Raw genomic sequence first — 17141 nt, forward strand, 5'->3', positions numbered from 1 at the left:
GCTTGCCCCGCGCTGGGTGGCGAAGCCGCCCCAACCGGAACGCCGCAGTGTGTCAGGTAAAACCAGGCGGCCTGGTTCTGGGGCGGCTTCGCCACCCAGCGCGGGGCAAGCCCGCTCACTACATGTGGATAATCAGATGGGGATATTGTGCTTGGCCAGGAACGCCACGAAGGCCTCTTCGCCCAGCACCTTCACGCCCAACTCGCTGGCCTTGGCCAGTTTCGAACCCGCACCCGGCCCGGCAACGACACAGTGGGTTTTCGCCGAGACGGACCCGGCCACCTTGGCCCCCAGGCTTTCGAGCTTGTCCTTGGCCACGTCGCGGCTCATCAGCTCCAGGGAGCCGGTGAGTACCCAGGTGTGCCCCGCCTCGGGCAAGCCTTCGACGACCTTCTTCTCGCTCTGCCAGTGCATGCCGAAGGCCTTGAGTTGCTGCTCGATGGCCCGTGCACGATTGGCATTGCCTTCGTTATCGAAGAACTCGCGTACGGCCTTGGCTTGCTTCTCGGGCAGCGCCTGGCGCATGTCCAGCCAGTCGGCCGCTATCACGCCTTCAAGGGTGACGAATTTGTCCGCCAGTTTCTGCGCAGCGCCCGGGCCGATGCTCGGCACATGCAATTTATCGAGCAGACCGCCCAAGGTGGTGCTGGCGGCAAACTCGGCGCTCAGGTCGCCCTGATCCTGCAACTGCAGACCGCATTCATCCGGTGCCAGCAGCGCACCGATCACGTCCTGGTTATGGCTGTCTTCAAAGAAACTATGGATCTCGTGCGCCACTTCCAGGCCCACGTCCGGCAAGTAGGTCAGCACTTCCGGCAAAGCCTTCTGCACCCGCTCCAGGGAAGCCAGGGAGCGCGCCAGCACCTTGGCGGTCTCCTCGCCCACATCGGGGATGCCCAGCGCATAGATAAAGCGCGCCAGGGTCGGCGTCTTGCTGTTTTCGATGGCGGTAATCAGCTTCTTGCTGGAGATATCGGCAAAGCCTTCCAGATCAATGATCTGCTCATACTTGAGTTTGTAGAGATCGGCCGGCGAACCGATCAGTTTTTCATCCACCAGTTGCTCGATGGTCTTGTCGCCCAGGCCGTCGATGTCCATGGCGCGGCGCGAGACAAAGTGGATGATCGCCTGCTTGAGCTGGGCGCCACAGGCCAGGCGGCCGACGCACCGGTACACCGCGCCTTCGCTGACCGTTTCCTTGCCCTTGCTGCGCTTGACCAGCTGCGTGCGTTCCACATGGGAACCGCACACCGGGCAACACTCGGGAACCTGCACCGCACGGGCGTTCTCCGGGCGGCGCTCGGGCACCACCGAGACCACTTGCGGGATCACATCACCGGCGCGACGAATGATCACCGTGTCGCCGATCATCAGGCCCAGGCGCGCGACTTCGTCCATGTTGTGCAAGGTGGCGTTGGACACCGTCACACCCGCGACCTTGACCGGCTTGAGGCGCGCCACCGGGGTGACGGCACCGGTGCGGCCGACCTGGAATTCGACGTCGAGCAGCTCGGTCAGCTCCTCCATGGCCGGGAATTTATGCGCAATAGCCCAGCGCGGTTCGCGGGCACGAAAGCCCAGTTCGCGCTGCGAGGCAATGCTGTTGACCTTGAACACCACGCCGTCGATTTCATAGCCCAGGCTGTTACGCCGCTCGCCGATATCGCGGTAGTAGTCCAGGCACTCCTGAATGCCCTTGGCCAGCTTCAATTCATGACTGATGGGCATGCCCCACTGCTGCAACTGCTTCAGGTTGCCGATGTGGGTGTCGCTGATATCCGCCGTCACTTGGCCGATGCCATAGCAGCAAAATTCCAGCGGGCGGCTGGCGGTGATCTTCGAGTCCAACTGCCGCAGGCTGCCAGCGGCGGCGTTGCGCGGGTTGGCGAAGGTCTTGCCGCCGACTTCCAGTTGCGAGGCGTTGAGCCGTTCGAAACCGGCCTTGGACATGAACACTTCGCCGCGCACTTCGAGCGTCGCCGGCCAGCCGCTGCCGTGCAGCTTCAGTGGGATGTTGCGCACGGTGCGCACGTTGACGCTGATGTCTTCGCCGGTGGTACCGTCGCCGCGGGTGGCGCCACGCACCAGTTCGCCGTCCTGATATAGCAGGCTGACCGCCAGACCGTCCAGCTTCGGTTCGCAGCTGTATTCCACCGCCGCGCCCGTGCCAAACAGATCGCCCACCGGCAGATCGAGGCCTTCGGTGACCCGGCGATCAAACTCGAGCATGGTGGTTTCATCAAAGGCGTTGCCCAGGCTGAGCATGGGGATTTCGTGCCTGACTTGCGTAAACGCCGACAACGCCGCGCTGCCGACCCGCTGCGTCGGCGAATCCCGTGTGACCAGTTGCGGGTGCTCGGCCTCCAGGGCCTTGAGCTCGTGGAACAGCCGGTCGTACTCGGCGTCCGGAATGCTCGGCTCGTCGAGGACGTGGTAACGGTAGTTGTGCTGATCCAGTTCAGCGCGCAGTTCGAGGATGCGGGTGTGGGCAGCGGTCATGGTGTTCTCTCAAAAGCAAAAGAGCAGCCGAAGCTGCTCAAATGGTAGTGCGCTTATTCTATCCGACAACGCCGAGGCGCAATCCTCAGCGTTTTTGTGTCAGGGCGCGACGCTCGAACTCGACGATGCGCTGACGGTAGTGTTCGATGGTTTGCGCGGTCAGGACGCTGCGCTGATCGTCCTTGAGCTCGCCGTTGAGTTCCTGGGACAGCTTGCGCGCTGCGGCCACCATCACGTCGAATGCTTGCTTGGGATGACGCGGGCCTGGCAGACCCAGGAAGAAACTCACGGCCGGCGTGCTGAACAGGTCGATATCGTCCAGGTCGAAGGTGCCCGGCTTGACCGCATTGGCCATCGAGAACAGCACTTCGCCATTACCGGCCATGCTTTCGTGGCGGTGGAAGATGTCCATCTCGCCAAAGCGCAGGCCGCTTTCCAGAATGTTCTGCAACAGCGCCGGGCCCTTGAACCCGGCGGCGTCGCGACAGATCACGCTGATCACCAGTACTTCTTCGGCGGCAGGCTGATCGTTGACCGACTGGCGCGGCGCGTTCTTGCCGGCGTTTTCATCCGGGAAATCATCGTCGCGGCTGCTGAAGCTCGGGCCTTCGTCGACGTCGAGGTTCAAGTCGCCCTGATGCGGCTCGGCGCCAGCGGCGCTGCCGCGCTTGCCACGCTTGGACGACGGCTCGCGGGCTTCACGCAGCGGCGCGCTCATCGACGGCAGGTCGTGCTCGTCCAACTGCGGTTCTTTATGGGTATCCAGCACACGGGGCGGCCCCAGCAGCTCGGCGCTGCCGTCGTCGTCGGGCAAGTTGGACAGGTTGCGGTCCAGACGGAATTTGAGCTTGCCCTTGCCACCGCGCATGCGGCGCCAGCCATCAAAAAGAATACCGGCAATGACAATAATGCCGATGACGATCAGCCACTCGCGCAGACCGATTTCCATGTAATCCCGTGCCTCTAATAAAAAATGCTGAAAAATAAGGGGCTTAGCACCGTGCAAACCGCTTTAAAACGTGGCGCCAACTCTATGTTCTGACTGACGTTTTGCCCACGCATACGAAAATTTGACATTAAACTAGCACGACCAAAGATAACTTTACACCGTCTGTCAAAATGCCTTGAACAAATATGTCCATTTGCCACTTTCACCAGAGCGGTAAAGCCTCTTACCGCGCGCTATGAAAATTCGCTGCGGGCAGGGTTCAAGACTCCACCATCGCCATCGCTTCTTCCACATCCACCGCCACCAAACGCGAACAGCCCGGTTCATGCATCGTGACCCCCATCAACTGATCAGCCATTTCCATGGCGATCTTGTTGTGGGTGATATAGATGAACTGCACAGTCTGGGACATCTCCTTGACCAGGCGCGCATAGCGCCCAACGTTAGCGTCATCCAGCGGTGCGTCAACTTCATCGAGCATGCAGAACGGCGCCGGGTTCAACTTGAAGATGGCAAATACCAGGGCCAATGCGGTCAGGGCTTTTTCGCCGCCGGACAACAAATGGATGGTGCTGTTCTTCTTGCCCGGAGGCCGCGCCATGATCGTCACCCCTGTATCGAGTAGATCTTCGCCCGTCAGTTCCAAGTAAGCGCTGCCACCGCCGAAAACTTTTGGGAATAAGGCCTGTAAACCGCCATTAATCTGATCAAAGGTATCCTTGAAGCGGTTGCGGGTTTCCTTGTCGATCTTGCGGATCACGTTTTCCAGGGTGTCCAGGGCCTCCACCAGGTCGGCGTTCTGGGCATCCAGGTAACGTTTGCGTTCGGACTGCTGCTGGTATTCGTCGATGGCCGCCAAGTTGATCGCGCCAAGTCGCTGGATACGCGCGGCAATGCGTTCGAGTTCTTCTTCGGCGTCTTTCTCGTTGGCCTCGGCGGTCAAGGTATTGAGCACGCCGTGCAGGTCGTAGCCATCTTCCAGCAACTGGTCTTGCAGGGTCTTGCGGCGCACGGTCAGGGCTTGCCATTCCATGCGTTGTTGCTCGAGCTGGCCGCGAATCAATTGGGACTGCTGCTCGGCCTGGGTCCGACGTTTTTCGGCGTCACGCAATTCACGGTCGGCGTCTTCCAGGGCGATCTGCGCGGTCTTGAGTTCTTCGTCGACGGTCATGCGTTTGTCGAGCAACTCTTCGAGCTTGAGGCGCAACTCTTCCAGTGGCGCTTCGCCCTCTTCCAGGTTGAGGCTCAGTTGCTCGCGTTTTTCGGTGAGGCGTTCGGATTGCATCTCCAGGCGTTCAAGGGCCTGGGCCGTGGAATTGTGTTGGGCGCGCAGGGAGCCGAGGCGCACCGCGAGCTGGTGTGCATGATCCTTGTGCTGGCGGGCCTCCTGGCGCACGCGGTCGAGGCGTTCACGCAGGCTGTCGCGCTGGGCCAGCAGCAGTTCGCGTTGCTCGGTGTCGAGGGCCATGCTGTCGAGGGCTTCCTGCAGTTGCAGGCGCGCTTCGCCGATCTGTTCGTGTTCCAGCGCACGCTGCTCGCCCATTTCGGCGACTTCTTCGTCGAGACGGGTGCGGCGCAGGGTCAGTTGTTCGGCCTTGGCTTTGCTCGCCGAGAGCTGAGCCTTCAATTCGCCTTGCTGGCGCGCTTCGTCCTGCAACAGGCGGCGCAGGTGTTCGCGGCCGGTCTCTTGCTGGCGCTGGGTGGCGCGCAGGGTTTGCAGTTCGGTTTCCAGGCTGTCGAGGGTCGCCTCGCGCTCTTCACGTTCGGCGCTGAGGTTGACGATTTCCTGGCCACGGGCCAATACGCCGCTTTCGGCTTCACTGGCACGGCGAACGCGCAGGAAGTGGCGGCCGACCCAGAAGCCGTCGCGGCTGATCAGGCTCTCACCGGCGCCCAGTTGACCGCGCAGGGCCAGGGCCTGCTCAAGTGACTCGACCGGCTTGACCTGGCCCAGCCACGGCGCCAGGTCAATCGCCGCCTCGACCTTGTCCAGCAGGCTGCCCGGCACACGCGCGCCATCGGCGGCGGGGCTGAGCAAACGCAAGTCGCCCTGGGCAAAACCGGCCAGGTCGAAGCCGCCGAAATCATCCACCAGCACCGCTTGCAGGTCGGCGCCCAGTACGGTTTCGACCGCCAGTTCCCAGCCTGCCTCCACCTTCAAGCCTTCGGCCAGGCGCGGGCGCTCGGCCAGGTGCTGATCGCGCAGCCATGCGGCCGTGCCAGTGCCGGGGTCGAGCGCGGCTTGCTGCAAGGCTTCAAGGGAGGCCAGGCGACCGTTGAGCCGCTGCAAATCGCCCTGCGCCTGCTGCTGCGCCTGGGTCGCCTGTTGCAGGTGCTGACGCAGTTGCTCCAGGCGCTCCACTTGCTGGTCTTCGCTGGCTTCCAGCTCTTCAAGCGTCATTTCGCTTTCAGCCAGTTGCTCGCTCAATGCCATGATCGCCGCGTCTTCCGGGTCGGCGGCGAGCAATACGCGCTCTTCCTGCAGACGGCGCTGGCGCTCGGCCAGGCGCTCCATGCTGGTTTCCAACTGCTGAATACGCGACTGCTGTACCTCCGCCTGGCGACGTGGCTCGGCGGATTGCAGGTTGAAGGTGTCCCACTGTTCCTGCCACGCGTGCATGGTAGTTTCGGCTTCTTCCAGGGCGGCGGCGGCCTCTTCGGCGGCGGCGCTGGTGACTTCCTGCTCGGGGGTGAGCATGTCCAGCTCTTCGCCGAGGGTCAGCAGCAAGGTGCGATCATGGCCCAGGTGCGATTCGGTTTCCAGGCGCGCGCGTTCGGCTTCCTTCAAGTCATCCTGCAACTGGCGCAGACGCTGCTGGCCGTGCTGGATGCTCTGTTCCACGCGGGCAATATCGCCGCCCACCGAATAGAACCGGCCCTGCACCAGATTGAAGCGCTCTGACAAATCGTGGTGCCCGTCACGCAAGCGCTCGATGCTGGCGTCGGCGTTGCGCTGTTCGGCCACCAGCGCTTCAAAGCTGATTTCCTGGGTGCCGATGATCGCTTCGCGCTGGCCGACCTGATCATTGAGCGCCTGCCAGCGCAGGGCCGACAATTGCGCCTTGAGCTGACGTTCTTCGCCCTTGTATTCCTGGTACTTCTCGGCGGCCTGGGCCTGGCGGTGCAGGCGCTCCAACTGGCGCTCCAGCTCTTCGCGCAGGTCGGTCAGGCGGGCGAGGTTCTCGTGGGTGCGGCGGATGCGGTTTTCGGTCTCGCGACGGCGCTCCTTGTATTTGGAGATGCCGGCGGCTTCTTCGATAAAGTTGCGCAGGTCTTCGGGCTTGGCTTCGATCAGCTTGGAGATCATGCCCTGCTCGATGATCGAATAGCTGCGCGGGCCCAGGCCTGTGCCGAGGAAAATGTCGGTGATGTCGCGACGCCGGCACTTGGTGCCGTTGAGGAAGTAACTGTTCTGGCTGTCGCGCGTGACTTTGCGGCGAATGGAGATTTCCGCGTAGGCGGCGTATTCGCCGACCAGGGTGCCGTCAGAGTTGTCGAACACCAATTCGATGCTGGCCTGGCTCACCGGCTTGCGGCTGGTGGAGCCGTTGAAGATGACGTCGGTCATCGACTCGCCGCGCAGGTTTTTTGCCGAGCTCTCGCCCATCACCCAACGGACGGCGTCGATGATATTCGACTTGCCGCAACCATTGGGCCCGACCACGGCCGCCATGTTACTGGGGAAGTTCACCGTGGTCGGGTCGACGAAGGATTTGAACCCCGCCAGTTTGATGCACTTGAGCCGCACGTTTAGGCGTCCGCCAACGCGGCGATGACCAGCGAGCTGCTGCGCTGGCAGTAGGCCGACAGCACGTTGCGAATCTGTACCAGGTCACGGGCCAATACGGCGGCGAGCAGTTGTTCGAACAGCGCCAGGTATTCGCTCATCGACGCCTTGCGTTGATCCAGGGCCAGGTAATAGGCGCGGTTCATCGCCGGCTGCAGGTTCTCGACGGTCTCCTGCAGATACGGGTTGTTGGCGAAGGGGTACGCGGCGCGCATCACGTTGAAGCTTTCTTCAACGAAGGCGCGAATGTCCTCGCGCTCATAGCTGACCTGCAGGCGCTGCTGGATCTGCAGGAACGGCGCCATGTCGGCCTGGCTCTGCCAGCCTTCGGCGACCGCATTGCCGAGCAGGATGTACATTTCGCCCATCAGCGTACACAGGCTTTGCACTTTGTGCGCCGTCAGCTCGGTAACGTGGGCGCCCCGGCGCGGCAGGATCGCGATCAGGTGACGACGTTCGAGGATCAGCAAGGCTTCGCGCACGGAACCACGGCTGACATTGAGTGCCAGCGTGACCTTCTGCTCCTGGATCCGCTCCCCAGGCTTGAGATCGCCGCGAATGATGCGTTCGGCGAGGTGGTGAGCGATTTGCTCGGCGAGACTGTCCGGCGCCTTGAACGTCATGTTTTCCCTTCAAAATCTTCTATCGGTACAAGCGCGGCAGTGTAGCGCATTGGCCCGCTGATGGCGCTACGCCCACGGTGGCGAATTTGGCACGGAATAAGCAGCGCCTGCCGTGTATCAGCCTGCAAAAACACCGGTTTCAGAAGACTGGACCATAATTGAAAGTGTTGTAACTGGGTTTTCTTGACCTTCTGGTCAGAAAATCGTTGACCGAAAAGTCAGACATGACTAGATTCGGCGCAAAGCGGTTAACAACAATAATGAGTCTGCGAGGCCTTCCGTGATCCAGTTTTTACTCAACCAGGAACTCCGTAGCGAGCACGCCCTGGACCCCAACCTGACCGTGCTCAACTATCTGCGCGAGCACCTGGGCAAGCCCGGTACCAAAGAAGGCTGCGCCAGCGGCGACTGCGGCGCGTGCACCGTGGTGGTCGGCGAGCTGCACACCAATGACCAGGGCGCCGAGCAGATCCGCTATCGCAGCCTCAATTCGTGCCTGACCTTCGTCTCCTCGTTGCACGGCAAACAACTGATCAGCGTCGAAGACCTCAAGCACCAGGGCCAACTGCACAGCGTGCAACAGGCCATGGTCGAGTGCCACGGCTCGCAATGCGGCTTTTGTACCCCAGGCTTTGTGATGTCGCTGTTCGCCCTGCAAAAGAACAGCGACGCCCCCGACAGCCAGAAAGCCCATGAAGCCCTGGCCGGCAACCTGTGCCGTTGCACCGGTTATCGTCCGATCCTCGCCGCTGCCGAACAGGCCTGCTGCAACAAGCCGCAGGACCAGTTCGACAGCCGCCAGGCCGACACCATCGCCCGCCTCAAAGCCATCGCGCCGACGCAAACCGGTGAACTCAACAGCGGCGACAAACGCTGCCTGGTGCCCTTGACCGTCGCCGACCTGGCCGACCTCTATGATGCTTACCCGCAGGCCCGGCTGCTGGCAGGCGGCACCGACCTGGCGCTGGAAGTTACCCAGTTCCACCGCACGCTGCCGGTGATGATTTATGTCGGCAACATTGCAGACATGAAGCGCATCGACGATTTTGACGATCGCCTGGAAATCGGCGCCGCCACCGCCCTCTCCGACTGCTATACCGCGCTGCACCAGGCTTACCCGGACTTCGGCGAGCTGCTGCAGCGTTTTGCCTCCCTGCAGATCCGCAACCAGGGCACACTCGGCGGCAATATCGGCAACGCCTCGCCGATCGGCGATTCGCCGCCGCTGCTGATCGCCCTCGGTGCGCAGATTGTGCTGTGCAAGGGCGAAACCCGCCGTACCCTGGCCCTGGAAGACTACTTCATCGACTACCGCGTCACCGCGCGCCAGGGCAGCGAATTCATCGAGAAAATCATCGTGCCGAAGGGCCACGCGCTGTTTCGCGCCTACAAGGTTTCCAAGCGCCTGGACGACGATATTTCCGCCGTTTGCGCCGCCTTTAACCTGAAACTCGACAACGGTGTGATCCGTGACGCGCGCGTCGCCTTCGGCGGCATGGCCGCCACGCCAAAACGCGCCAAACACTGCGAAACGGTATTGATCGGCGCCACCTGGAATGCCGCTACCGTCGAGCAAGCCTGCGCCGCGCTGGCCGAGGACTTCACCCCGCTCTCGGACTTTCGCGCGAGCAAGGAATACCGCCTGCTCAGCGCGCAGAACCTGCTGCGCAAATACTTCATCGAACTGCAAACGCCGCACATCGAGACTCGGGTGACCGCTTATGTCTAACCATCACGCCGTGGTAAAAACCCAGGCCGAACTGGCCGAGCTGTTCGCCCAGGACCTGACCTCCGGGGTCGGCCGCAGCGTCAAGCATGACAGTGCCGCCAAGCACGTCAGCGGTGAGGCGCAGTACATCGACGACCGCCTCGAATTTCCCAACCAACTGCACCTGTATGCGCGCCTGTCCGACCGCGCCCACGCAAAAATCCTCAGCATCGATACCGCGCCCTGCTACGCCTTCGACGGCGTGCGCATCGTGATTACCCACGAAGACGTGCCGGGTCTGAAAGACATCGGACCGCTGCTGCCCGGCGATCCGTTGCTGGCCATCGATACCGTGCAGTTCGTCGGCCAAGTGGTGCTGGCGGTGGCTGCGTGCGACCTGGAAATCGCGCGCAAGGCGGCGATGGCGGCGATCATCGAATACGAAGACCTGGAACCGGTGCTCGACGTGGTCGAGGCCTACCGCAACAAGCATTTCGTGCTCGACAGCCACACCCACCAGCGCGGTGATTCGGCCGGCGCGTTGGCCACGGCGAAACATCGCATCCAGGGCACCCTGCACATTGGCGGCCAGGAACACTTCTACCTGGAGACCCAGATCTCCTCGGTGATGCCCACCGAAGACGGCGGCATGATCGTCTACTGCTCCACGCAGAACCCCACCGAAATCCAGAAACTGGTGGCCGAAGTGCTCGACGTATCGATGAACAAGATTGTCGTGGACATGCGCCGCATGGGCGGCGGTTTCGGCGGCAAGGAAACCCAGGCCGCCAGCCCGGCGTGCCTGTGCGCCGTAGTCGCGCGCCTCACTGGCCAGCCGACCAAGATGCGCCTGCCGCGTGTGGAAGACATGCTGATGACCGGCAAGCGCCACCCCTTCTATATCGAATACGACGTGGGTTTCGACGACAGCGGGCGCCTGCACGGGATCAATCTGGAACTGGCGGGTAACTGCGGCTGTTCGCCGGACCTGTCCAACTCGATTGTCGACCGTGCGATGTTCCACGCCGACAATTCGTATTACCTGGGCGATGCCACGGTGAACGGCCATCGCTGCAAGACCAACACCGCGTCCAACACGGCCTACCGCGGCTTCGGCGGCCCGCAAGGCATGGTCGCCATCGAGGAAGTGATGGACGCCATCGCCCGCCACCTGGCGCTGGACCCGCTGGCCGTGCGCAAGGCCAATTACTATGGCAAGACCGAGCGCAACGTCACTCATTACTACCAGACCGTCGAGCACAACCTGCTCGAAGAGATGACCGCCGAGCTTGAGGCCAGCAGCCAATACGCCGAGCGCCGCGAAGCCATTCGCCGGTACAACGCCCACAGCCCGATCCTGAAAAAAGGCCTGGCGCTGACGCCGGTTAAATTCGGCATTTCGTTTACCGCCAGCTTTCTCAACCAGGCCGGGGCGCTGATCCACATCTACACCGACGGCAGCATCCACCTCAACCACGGCGGCACCGAGATGGGCCAGGGTTTGAACACCAAGGTGGCGCAAGTGGTGGCCGAAGTGTTCCAGGTGGAGATCGACCGCGTACAGATCACGGCGACCAACACCGACAAAGTCCCGAACACCTCACCGACCGCCGCCTCCAGCGGCGCCGACCTTAATGGCAAGGCCGCGCAGAACGCCGCCGAAACCATCAAGCAGCGCCTGGTGGAATTCGCCGCGCGCAAGTACGAAGTGAGTGAAGCGGATGTGCAGTTCCGCAACGGCCATGTGCGCGTGCGTGAGCAGATCCTGACCTTTGAGGCGTTGATCCAGCAGGCGTATTTCGCTCAGGTTTCGCTGTCGAGCACCGGGTTCTACAAAACCCCGAAGATCTTCTACGACCGCAGCCAGTCGCGTGGCCGGCCGTTCTACTACTTCGCGTTCGGCGCGGCCTGCTGCGAAGTGATCGTCGACACCTTGACCGGCGAATACAAGATGCTGCGCACCGATATCCTCCACGACGTGGGTGCCTCGTTGAACCCGGCCATCGACATTGGCCAGGTGGAAGGCGGGTTTATCCAGGGCATGGGCTGGCTGACCATGGAAGAATTGGTGTGGAATAACAAAGGCAAGCTGATGACCAATGGCCCGGCCAGTTACAAGATCCCGGCCGTGGCCGACATGCCGCTGGACCTGCGGGTGAAGCTGGTGGAGAACCGCAAGAACCCGGAAGACACGGTGTTCCATTCCAAGGCCGTGGGCGAGCCGCCGTTCATGCTCGGGATTGCGTCGTGGTGCGCGATCAAGGATGCGGTGGCGAGTTTGGGTGACTATCGGCATCAGCCCAGGATCGACGCGCCGGCGACGCCGGAGCGGGTGTTGTGGGGGTGTGAGCAGATGCGCCAGTTGCAGACGGTGAAAGCGGCTGAAACCGAGATGGCTTCGCTCTAGACCGAGGCGCTGCCATCGCAGGCAAGCCAGCTCCCACATTGGATTTGTGAACACATTCAAGTGTGGGAGCTGGCTTGCCTGCGATAGCGGTCAAACTGACAACAGAGATGTTGAGGTAGACATGAACAACTGGATCAGTGCCCTCGCCCACCTGCAAGACAGCGGCGAACCCTGCGTACTCGTCACCATCATCGAAGAGCTCGGCTCTACGCCGCGCAACGCCGGCTCCAAGATGGTGATCAGCGCCGCGCAAACCTTCGATACCATCGGCGGCGGCCACCTGGAATACAAGGCGATGCAGATCGCCCGCGACATGCTCGCCTGTGGCCAGCAGACCACCCATCTGGAACGCTTCAGCCTCGGCGCCAGCCTGGGCCAGTGCTGCGGTGGCGTCACCGTATTGCTGTTCGAACCCATGGGCCAGGTGCAGGCGCAGATCGCGGTGTTTGGCGCCGGCCATGTCGGCCGAGCGCTGGTGCCGTTGCTGGCGAGCCTGCCGTGCCGGGTGCGCTGGATCGATTCGCGCGAACAGGAGTTTCCGGAACATATCCCACAGGGCGTGCGTAAAATCGTCAGCGAAGAGCCGGTCGACGAAATTGCCGACCTGCCGGCGGGCAGTTACTGCATCGTGATGACCCACAATCACGCGCTGGACCTGGAACTCAGCGCGGCCTTGCTCAAACGCAATGACTTCGCCTACTTCGGCCTGATCGGCTCGAAAACCAAACGGGTCAAGTTCGAACATCGCCTGCGGGATCGCGGCTTTGATGCCGCGCAGTTGCAACGCATGCGCTGCCCGATGGGCCTCACTGAGGTGAAGGGCAAATTGCCGGTGGAGATCGCCATCTCCATCGCCGGCGAAATCATCGCCACCTATAACGCCCATTTCGGCCAGCACGCTGCGGGCGCCGAACCTATTGCCAAACTGCTGCCGGCTTCGCGTCGCAGCCAAGCCATCTGAATTGAGAAAACCATGCCTTTGACTCGCAAAGCCTACCGTGCCGCCATTCTGCACAGCATCGCCGACCCCGCTGAAGTGGGTATCGAAGCGTCCTATGCGTATTTCGCAGATGGTTTGCTGGTGATCGAGAACGGCCAGATCAGCGCTGTCGGCCATGCCGGGGATTTGCTGCCGACCCTGCCCGCCGATATCGACATCACCCATTATCAGGACGCGCTGATCACGCCCGGCCTGATCGACACCCACATTCACCTGCCGCAGACCGGCATGGTCGGCGCCTATGGCGAGCAGTTGCTGGACTGGCTCAACACCTACACCTTCCCCTGCGAGAGCCAGTTCGCCGACAAAGCCCATGCCGAGGAAGTCGCGGATATTTTCATCAAGGAACTGCTGCGCAACGGCACCACCACCGCACTGGTGTTCGGCAGTGTGCACCCGCAATCGGTGAACGCGTTTTTTGAAGCGGCCGAGAAGCGCGACCTGCGCATGATCGCCGGCAAAGTGATGATGGACCGCAACGCGCCGGACTACCTGACCGACACCGCCGAATCCGGCTACCAGGAGAGCAAGGCGCTGATCGAGCGCTGGCACGGCAAGGGCCGCCTGCACTATGCGGTCACGCCGCGTTTTGCACCGACCAGCACGCCGGAGCAATTGGCACTGGCCGGGCAACTGCTGGGCGAGTATCCAGATTTGTACCTGCAGACCCACATCAGCGAGAACAAGCAGGAAATCGAGTGGGTAAAAGCGCTGTTCCCGGAGCGCAACGGTTACCTGGATGTATACGACCACTACCAATTGCTCGGCGAGCGCTCGGTGTTTGCCCACGGCGTGCATCTGTGTGAGGAAGAGTGCGCGCGGCTGGCGCAAACCGGTTCGGCGGTCGCGTTCTGTCCCACGTCGAACCTGTTCCTGGGCAGTGGATTGTTCAACCTGCCGATGGCCGAGAAGCACAAATTGAATGTGGGCCTGGGCACCGACGTGGGCGGCGGCACCAGTTTCTCGCTGCTGCAAACCCTGAACGAAGCCTACAAGGTCATGCAGTTGCAGGGCGCGCGGTTGAGCCCGTTCAAGTCGCTGTACCTGGCAACACTGGGCGGCGCACGGGCGCTGCGGCTGGAGGACAAGATCGGTACGTTGCAGCCGGGCACGGATGCGGACTTTTTGGTGCTGGATTACAACGCCACGCCGCTGCTGAGCTATCGCTTGAAGCAGGCCAAGGATATTGCCGAGACGTTATTTGTGTTGATGACGCTGGGGGATGATCGGACGGTGTTGCAGACGTATGCGGCGGGTAATCTGGTGCACCAGCGCTGATTCCAGATACACCAAAAAAGCAAATGTGAAAGCTGGGTTTATGTGGGAGCTGGCTTGCCTGCGATAGCATCACTGCGGTGTAACTGATACACCTCAGTGCCCGCATCGCAGGCAAGCCAGCTCCCACACAAGCCCCACATTTTTAATCCCAGGTGTGCCAGGGAAATTACAGTTTGACGGAGGAGCGCCCCGGCTTCTTGGTCTGCAGCAAATGCGAGAACACCGCATGCAAATCATCCGATGCGCTCTCTTCATCGAGGTTGAGCTTGCTGTCGATGTGATCCATGTGATGCATCATCAAATTCACCGCCAACGCCACGTCCCGTGCTTCGATCGCATCGATCAGCTGGGTGTGCTCATCGTAGGAACAGTGCGAGCGGTTGCCGCTTTCGTACTGGGCGATGATCAAGGAGGTCTGGGACACCAGGCTGCGCTGGAAGCTGATCAGCGGCGCATTCTTCGCCGCTTCGGCCAGCTTGAGGTGGAATTCGCCGGAGAGGCGGATGCCGGCACCGCGATCGCCACGGGAAAAACTGTCGCGTTCGTCGTTGACCATCTGGCGCAGCTCGGCCAGTTGCTCGGCCGTGGCGTGTTGCACCGCCAGCTCGGTAATCGCCCGCTCCACCAGACGCCGTGCGAGGAACACCTGGCGTGCTTCTTCGACACTCGGGCTGGCCACTACCGCGCCGCGATTGGGCCGCAGCAGCACCACACCTTCATGGGCCAGGCGCGACAGCGCGCGGCGGATGATGGTGCGGCTGACGCCGAAAATTTCGCCCAGGGCCTCTTCACTCAATTTGGTACCGGGTGCCAGGCGTTGTTCGAGGATCGCCTCGAAGATATGCGCGTAGACGATATCGTCCTGGGTTCCGCTGCGAGCGGCCTTGCCGGCTCGCGGTTGTTTCTTGAGAGGTTGCAACTGTTCGTTCATGGGCACTCGGGTTTGGAGAACGGCGGCGAATTAACGGTAATACAGTGACTTTACGGTAATACGGCAACAGCGGGTCGCTGGCAAGTATCACCTGAAAACACGGCACATTGTACACAACCGGATGCGCCAACACACTGTACGGCTGTTTGCGCCGACGGCTGTATTGCAACGGGTCATCCGGTTTGAGTTTAGGCTTGAATCCGCGCCTTCATCGGTAAACGCCTCAGGTAAAAGGAACACCTTTGCATGACCCACGCCACCCAAACGCCGTTGCGTCCGTTGGCCGACACTTCGTTCTCGGCGGTTGTCGCCGGTTTTATCGCCATGATGACCGGCTACACCAGCTCCCTGGTGCTGATGTTCCAGGCAGGCCAGGCGGCGGGGTTGACCACGGCGCAGATTTCGTCGTGGATCTGGGCATTGTCCATCGGCATGGCGGTGTGCAGCATCGGCCTGTCATTGCGCTATCGCACGCCGATAACCATTGCCTGGTCGACGCCGGGCGCCGCGCTGCTGATCACCAGCCTTGGCGGTGTGAGCTATGGCGAGGCCATCGGAGCCTACATCACCTGTGCGGTGCTGGTGACGATTTGCGGGTTGACCGGCAGCTTTGAAAAACTCGTCAAGCGCATCCCGGCATCACTGGCGGCCGCCTTGCTCGCGGGGATTCTGTTCAAGATCGGCAGCGAGATCTTCGTCGCCGCGCAACACCGTACCGCCCTGGTGCTGGGCATGTTCTTCACCTACCTGATCATTAAACGGTTGTCGCCGCGTTATGCGGTGCTGGCCGCATTGGTGATCGGCACCGCGCTGTCCGGGTTGATGGGGCTGCTGGACTTCAGCGGTTTTCACCTGGAACTGGCGACGCCGGTCTGGACCACGCCGCATTTCTCATTGGCGGCGACCATCAGCATCGGTATCCCGTTGTTCGTGGTGGCGATGACCTCGCAGAACATGCCCGGCATCGCGGTGCTGCGGGCCGACGGCTACAGCGTGCCCGCCTCGCCCCTGATCACCGCCACCGGCCTGGCCTCGCTGGTGCTGTCGCCGTTTGGCTCCCACGGCATCAACCTGGCCGCGATCAGCGCAGCGATCTGCACCGGGCCCCACGCCCATGAGGATCGGAACAAGCGTTATACCGCCGCGGTATGGTGCGGGGTGTTCTACGGAATTGCCGGGGTATTCGGCGCGACATTGGCGGCCTTGTTCGCAGCCTTGCCCAAGGAACTGGTGCTGTCGATTGCAGCCCTGGCGTTGTTTGGCTCGATCATCAATGGCTTGAGTATCGCCATGAATGAACCAAAGGAACGGGAAGCGGCGCTGATCACCTTTATGGTCACTGCGTCTGGCTTGACGCTGTTTTCCATTGGGTCGGCGTTCTGGGGGATTGTGGCGGGGGTGTTGACACTGTTGATTCTGAATGGACGCAAGGCATAAAAAAACGGCGACCCTGTTCAGGTCGCCGTTTTTTTCAGTATCACTTGGCCGCGTTGATCGGCTTTTCCGGATACCACACGTCCAGCAACGGGCTGACTTCAGCCTTGGTCAGCTCGGAACGGGTTTTCAGCCAGGCTTCGACAGCAGCGCGCTGCTCTTCGGAAACCGAGCCACGCTTCTGCAGGCAAACCAGACCGTAGTCATCGCCGCCGACATAGCCCAGACCGTTGGCTTCCATGGCTTCTTTAATGAATGCTTCGAGGAAAGCGTCGGTCGCTTCTTCACTCAGGCCTTCTTTGAAGTCCAGGTTCAGTTCGAAACCCAGCTCTTGAAATTCATCAACGCACAGTTTTTTGCGCAGACGCTGGGAACGGTTAGTCGCCATTGGAACAATCCTCATAAGTAATAACGGGCGGCACTTTAGCAGTTTAAGGCGGCGATTGCCCGACTCTCTGGGACAGGCGGCATATTGCCTGCAAAAAAAACGCCGATTAGCAGCGATGGTTCAGCTACAAGTGGGCT

Annotated in this window: 11 protein-coding genes; 5 read left to right on the top strand and 6 right to left on the bottom strand. The window is 61.4% G+C overall.

Annotated features, from left to right (window positions below; genetic code table 11):
- Window positions 1–132: 132 nt before the first annotated feature.
- The 4 genes from ligA to KVG91_RS05305 all read right to left on the bottom strand — a co-directional run bounded on the left by ligA (window position 133) and on the right by KVG91_RS05305 (window position 7858).
- Window positions 133–2499 (bottom strand): NAD-dependent DNA ligase LigA, encoded by a 2367-nt coding sequence (ligA, locus tag KVG91_RS05290; protein WP_169377488.1) that lies wholly within the window; start codon window positions 2497–2499, stop codon window positions 133–135.
- A gap of 85 nt (window positions 2500–2584) precedes the next feature.
- Entirely contained in the window at window positions 2585–3448 is an 864-nt protein-coding gene (zipA, locus tag KVG91_RS05295) for a cell division protein ZipA (protein WP_169377487.1), read from the bottom strand.
- Between the two features lie 259 nt (window positions 3449–3707).
- Window positions 3708–7196, bottom strand: a complete 3489-nt coding sequence (gene smc, locus KVG91_RS05300; protein WP_169377486.1) for a chromosome segregation protein SMC — start codon at window positions 7194–7196, stop codon at window positions 3708–3710.
- 2 nt (window positions 7197–7198) lie between these two features.
- On the bottom strand, window positions 7199–7858 hold the full coding sequence (locus KVG91_RS05305; RefSeq protein WP_169377485.1) for a GntR family transcriptional regulator: 660 nt from the start codon (window positions 7856–7858) through the stop codon (window positions 7199–7201).
- A gap of 280 nt (window positions 7859–8138) precedes the next feature.
- Between KVG91_RS05305 and xdhA the strand changes: the two genes are divergently transcribed.
- The 4 genes from xdhA (at window position 8139) to guaD (ending at window position 14251) form a co-directional block, all read left to right on the top strand.
- On the top strand, window positions 8139–9587 hold the full coding sequence (gene xdhA, locus KVG91_RS05310; RefSeq protein ID WP_169377484.1) for a xanthine dehydrogenase small subunit: 1449 nt from the start codon (window positions 8139–8141) through the stop codon (window positions 9585–9587).
- Window positions 9580–11973: a xanthine dehydrogenase molybdopterin binding subunit gene (xdhB, locus tag KVG91_RS05315; protein ID WP_169377483.1), complete on the top strand. Its 2394-nt coding sequence runs from the start codon at window positions 9580–9582 to the stop codon at window positions 11971–11973. Before xdhA ends, xdhB begins: the two co-directional genes overlap by 8 nt.
- Before the next feature lie 121 nt (window positions 11974–12094).
- Entirely contained in the window at window positions 12095–12934 is an 840-nt protein-coding gene (gene xdhC, locus KVG91_RS05320; protein ID WP_169377482.1) for a xanthine dehydrogenase accessory protein XdhC, read from the top strand.
- A gap of 12 nt (window positions 12935–12946) precedes the next feature.
- Window positions 12947–14251, top strand: a complete 1305-nt coding sequence (gene guaD / locus KVG91_RS05325; RefSeq protein ID WP_169377481.1) for a guanine deaminase — start codon at window positions 12947–12949, stop codon at window positions 14249–14251.
- Between the two features lie 166 nt (window positions 14252–14417).
- Here guaD and KVG91_RS05330 read toward each other — a convergent pair whose 3' ends face one another.
- Window positions 14418–15182 carry a GntR family transcriptional regulator gene (locus KVG91_RS05330; protein WP_169377480.1) on the bottom strand — a complete coding sequence of 255 codons (765 nt, stop codon included), beginning with the start codon at window positions 15180–15182 and terminating at the stop codon, window positions 14418–14420.
- 246 nt (window positions 15183–15428) lie between these two features.
- Between KVG91_RS05330 and KVG91_RS05335 the strand changes: the two genes are divergently transcribed.
- Complete coding sequence (locus KVG91_RS05335) at window positions 15429–16619, top strand: benzoate/H(+) symporter BenE family transporter (RefSeq protein ID WP_169377479.1); 1191 nt, start codon at window positions 15429–15431, stop codon at window positions 16617–16619.
- Window positions 16620–16659: 40 nt separating this feature from the next.
- Here KVG91_RS05335 and KVG91_RS05340 read toward each other — a convergent pair whose 3' ends face one another.
- The gene (locus KVG91_RS05340; protein WP_169377478.1) at window positions 16660–17004 is read right to left on the bottom strand and encodes a YggL family protein; all 345 of its coding nucleotides are present in this window, start codon (window positions 17002–17004) and stop codon (window positions 16660–16662) included.
- Window positions 17005–17141: the final 137 nt, after the last annotated feature.

This window comes from Pseudomonas azadiae (assembly GCF_019145355.1).
Taxonomy (GTDB): Bacteria; Pseudomonadota; Gammaproteobacteria; order Pseudomonadales; family Pseudomonadaceae; genus Aquipseudomonas; species Aquipseudomonas azadiae.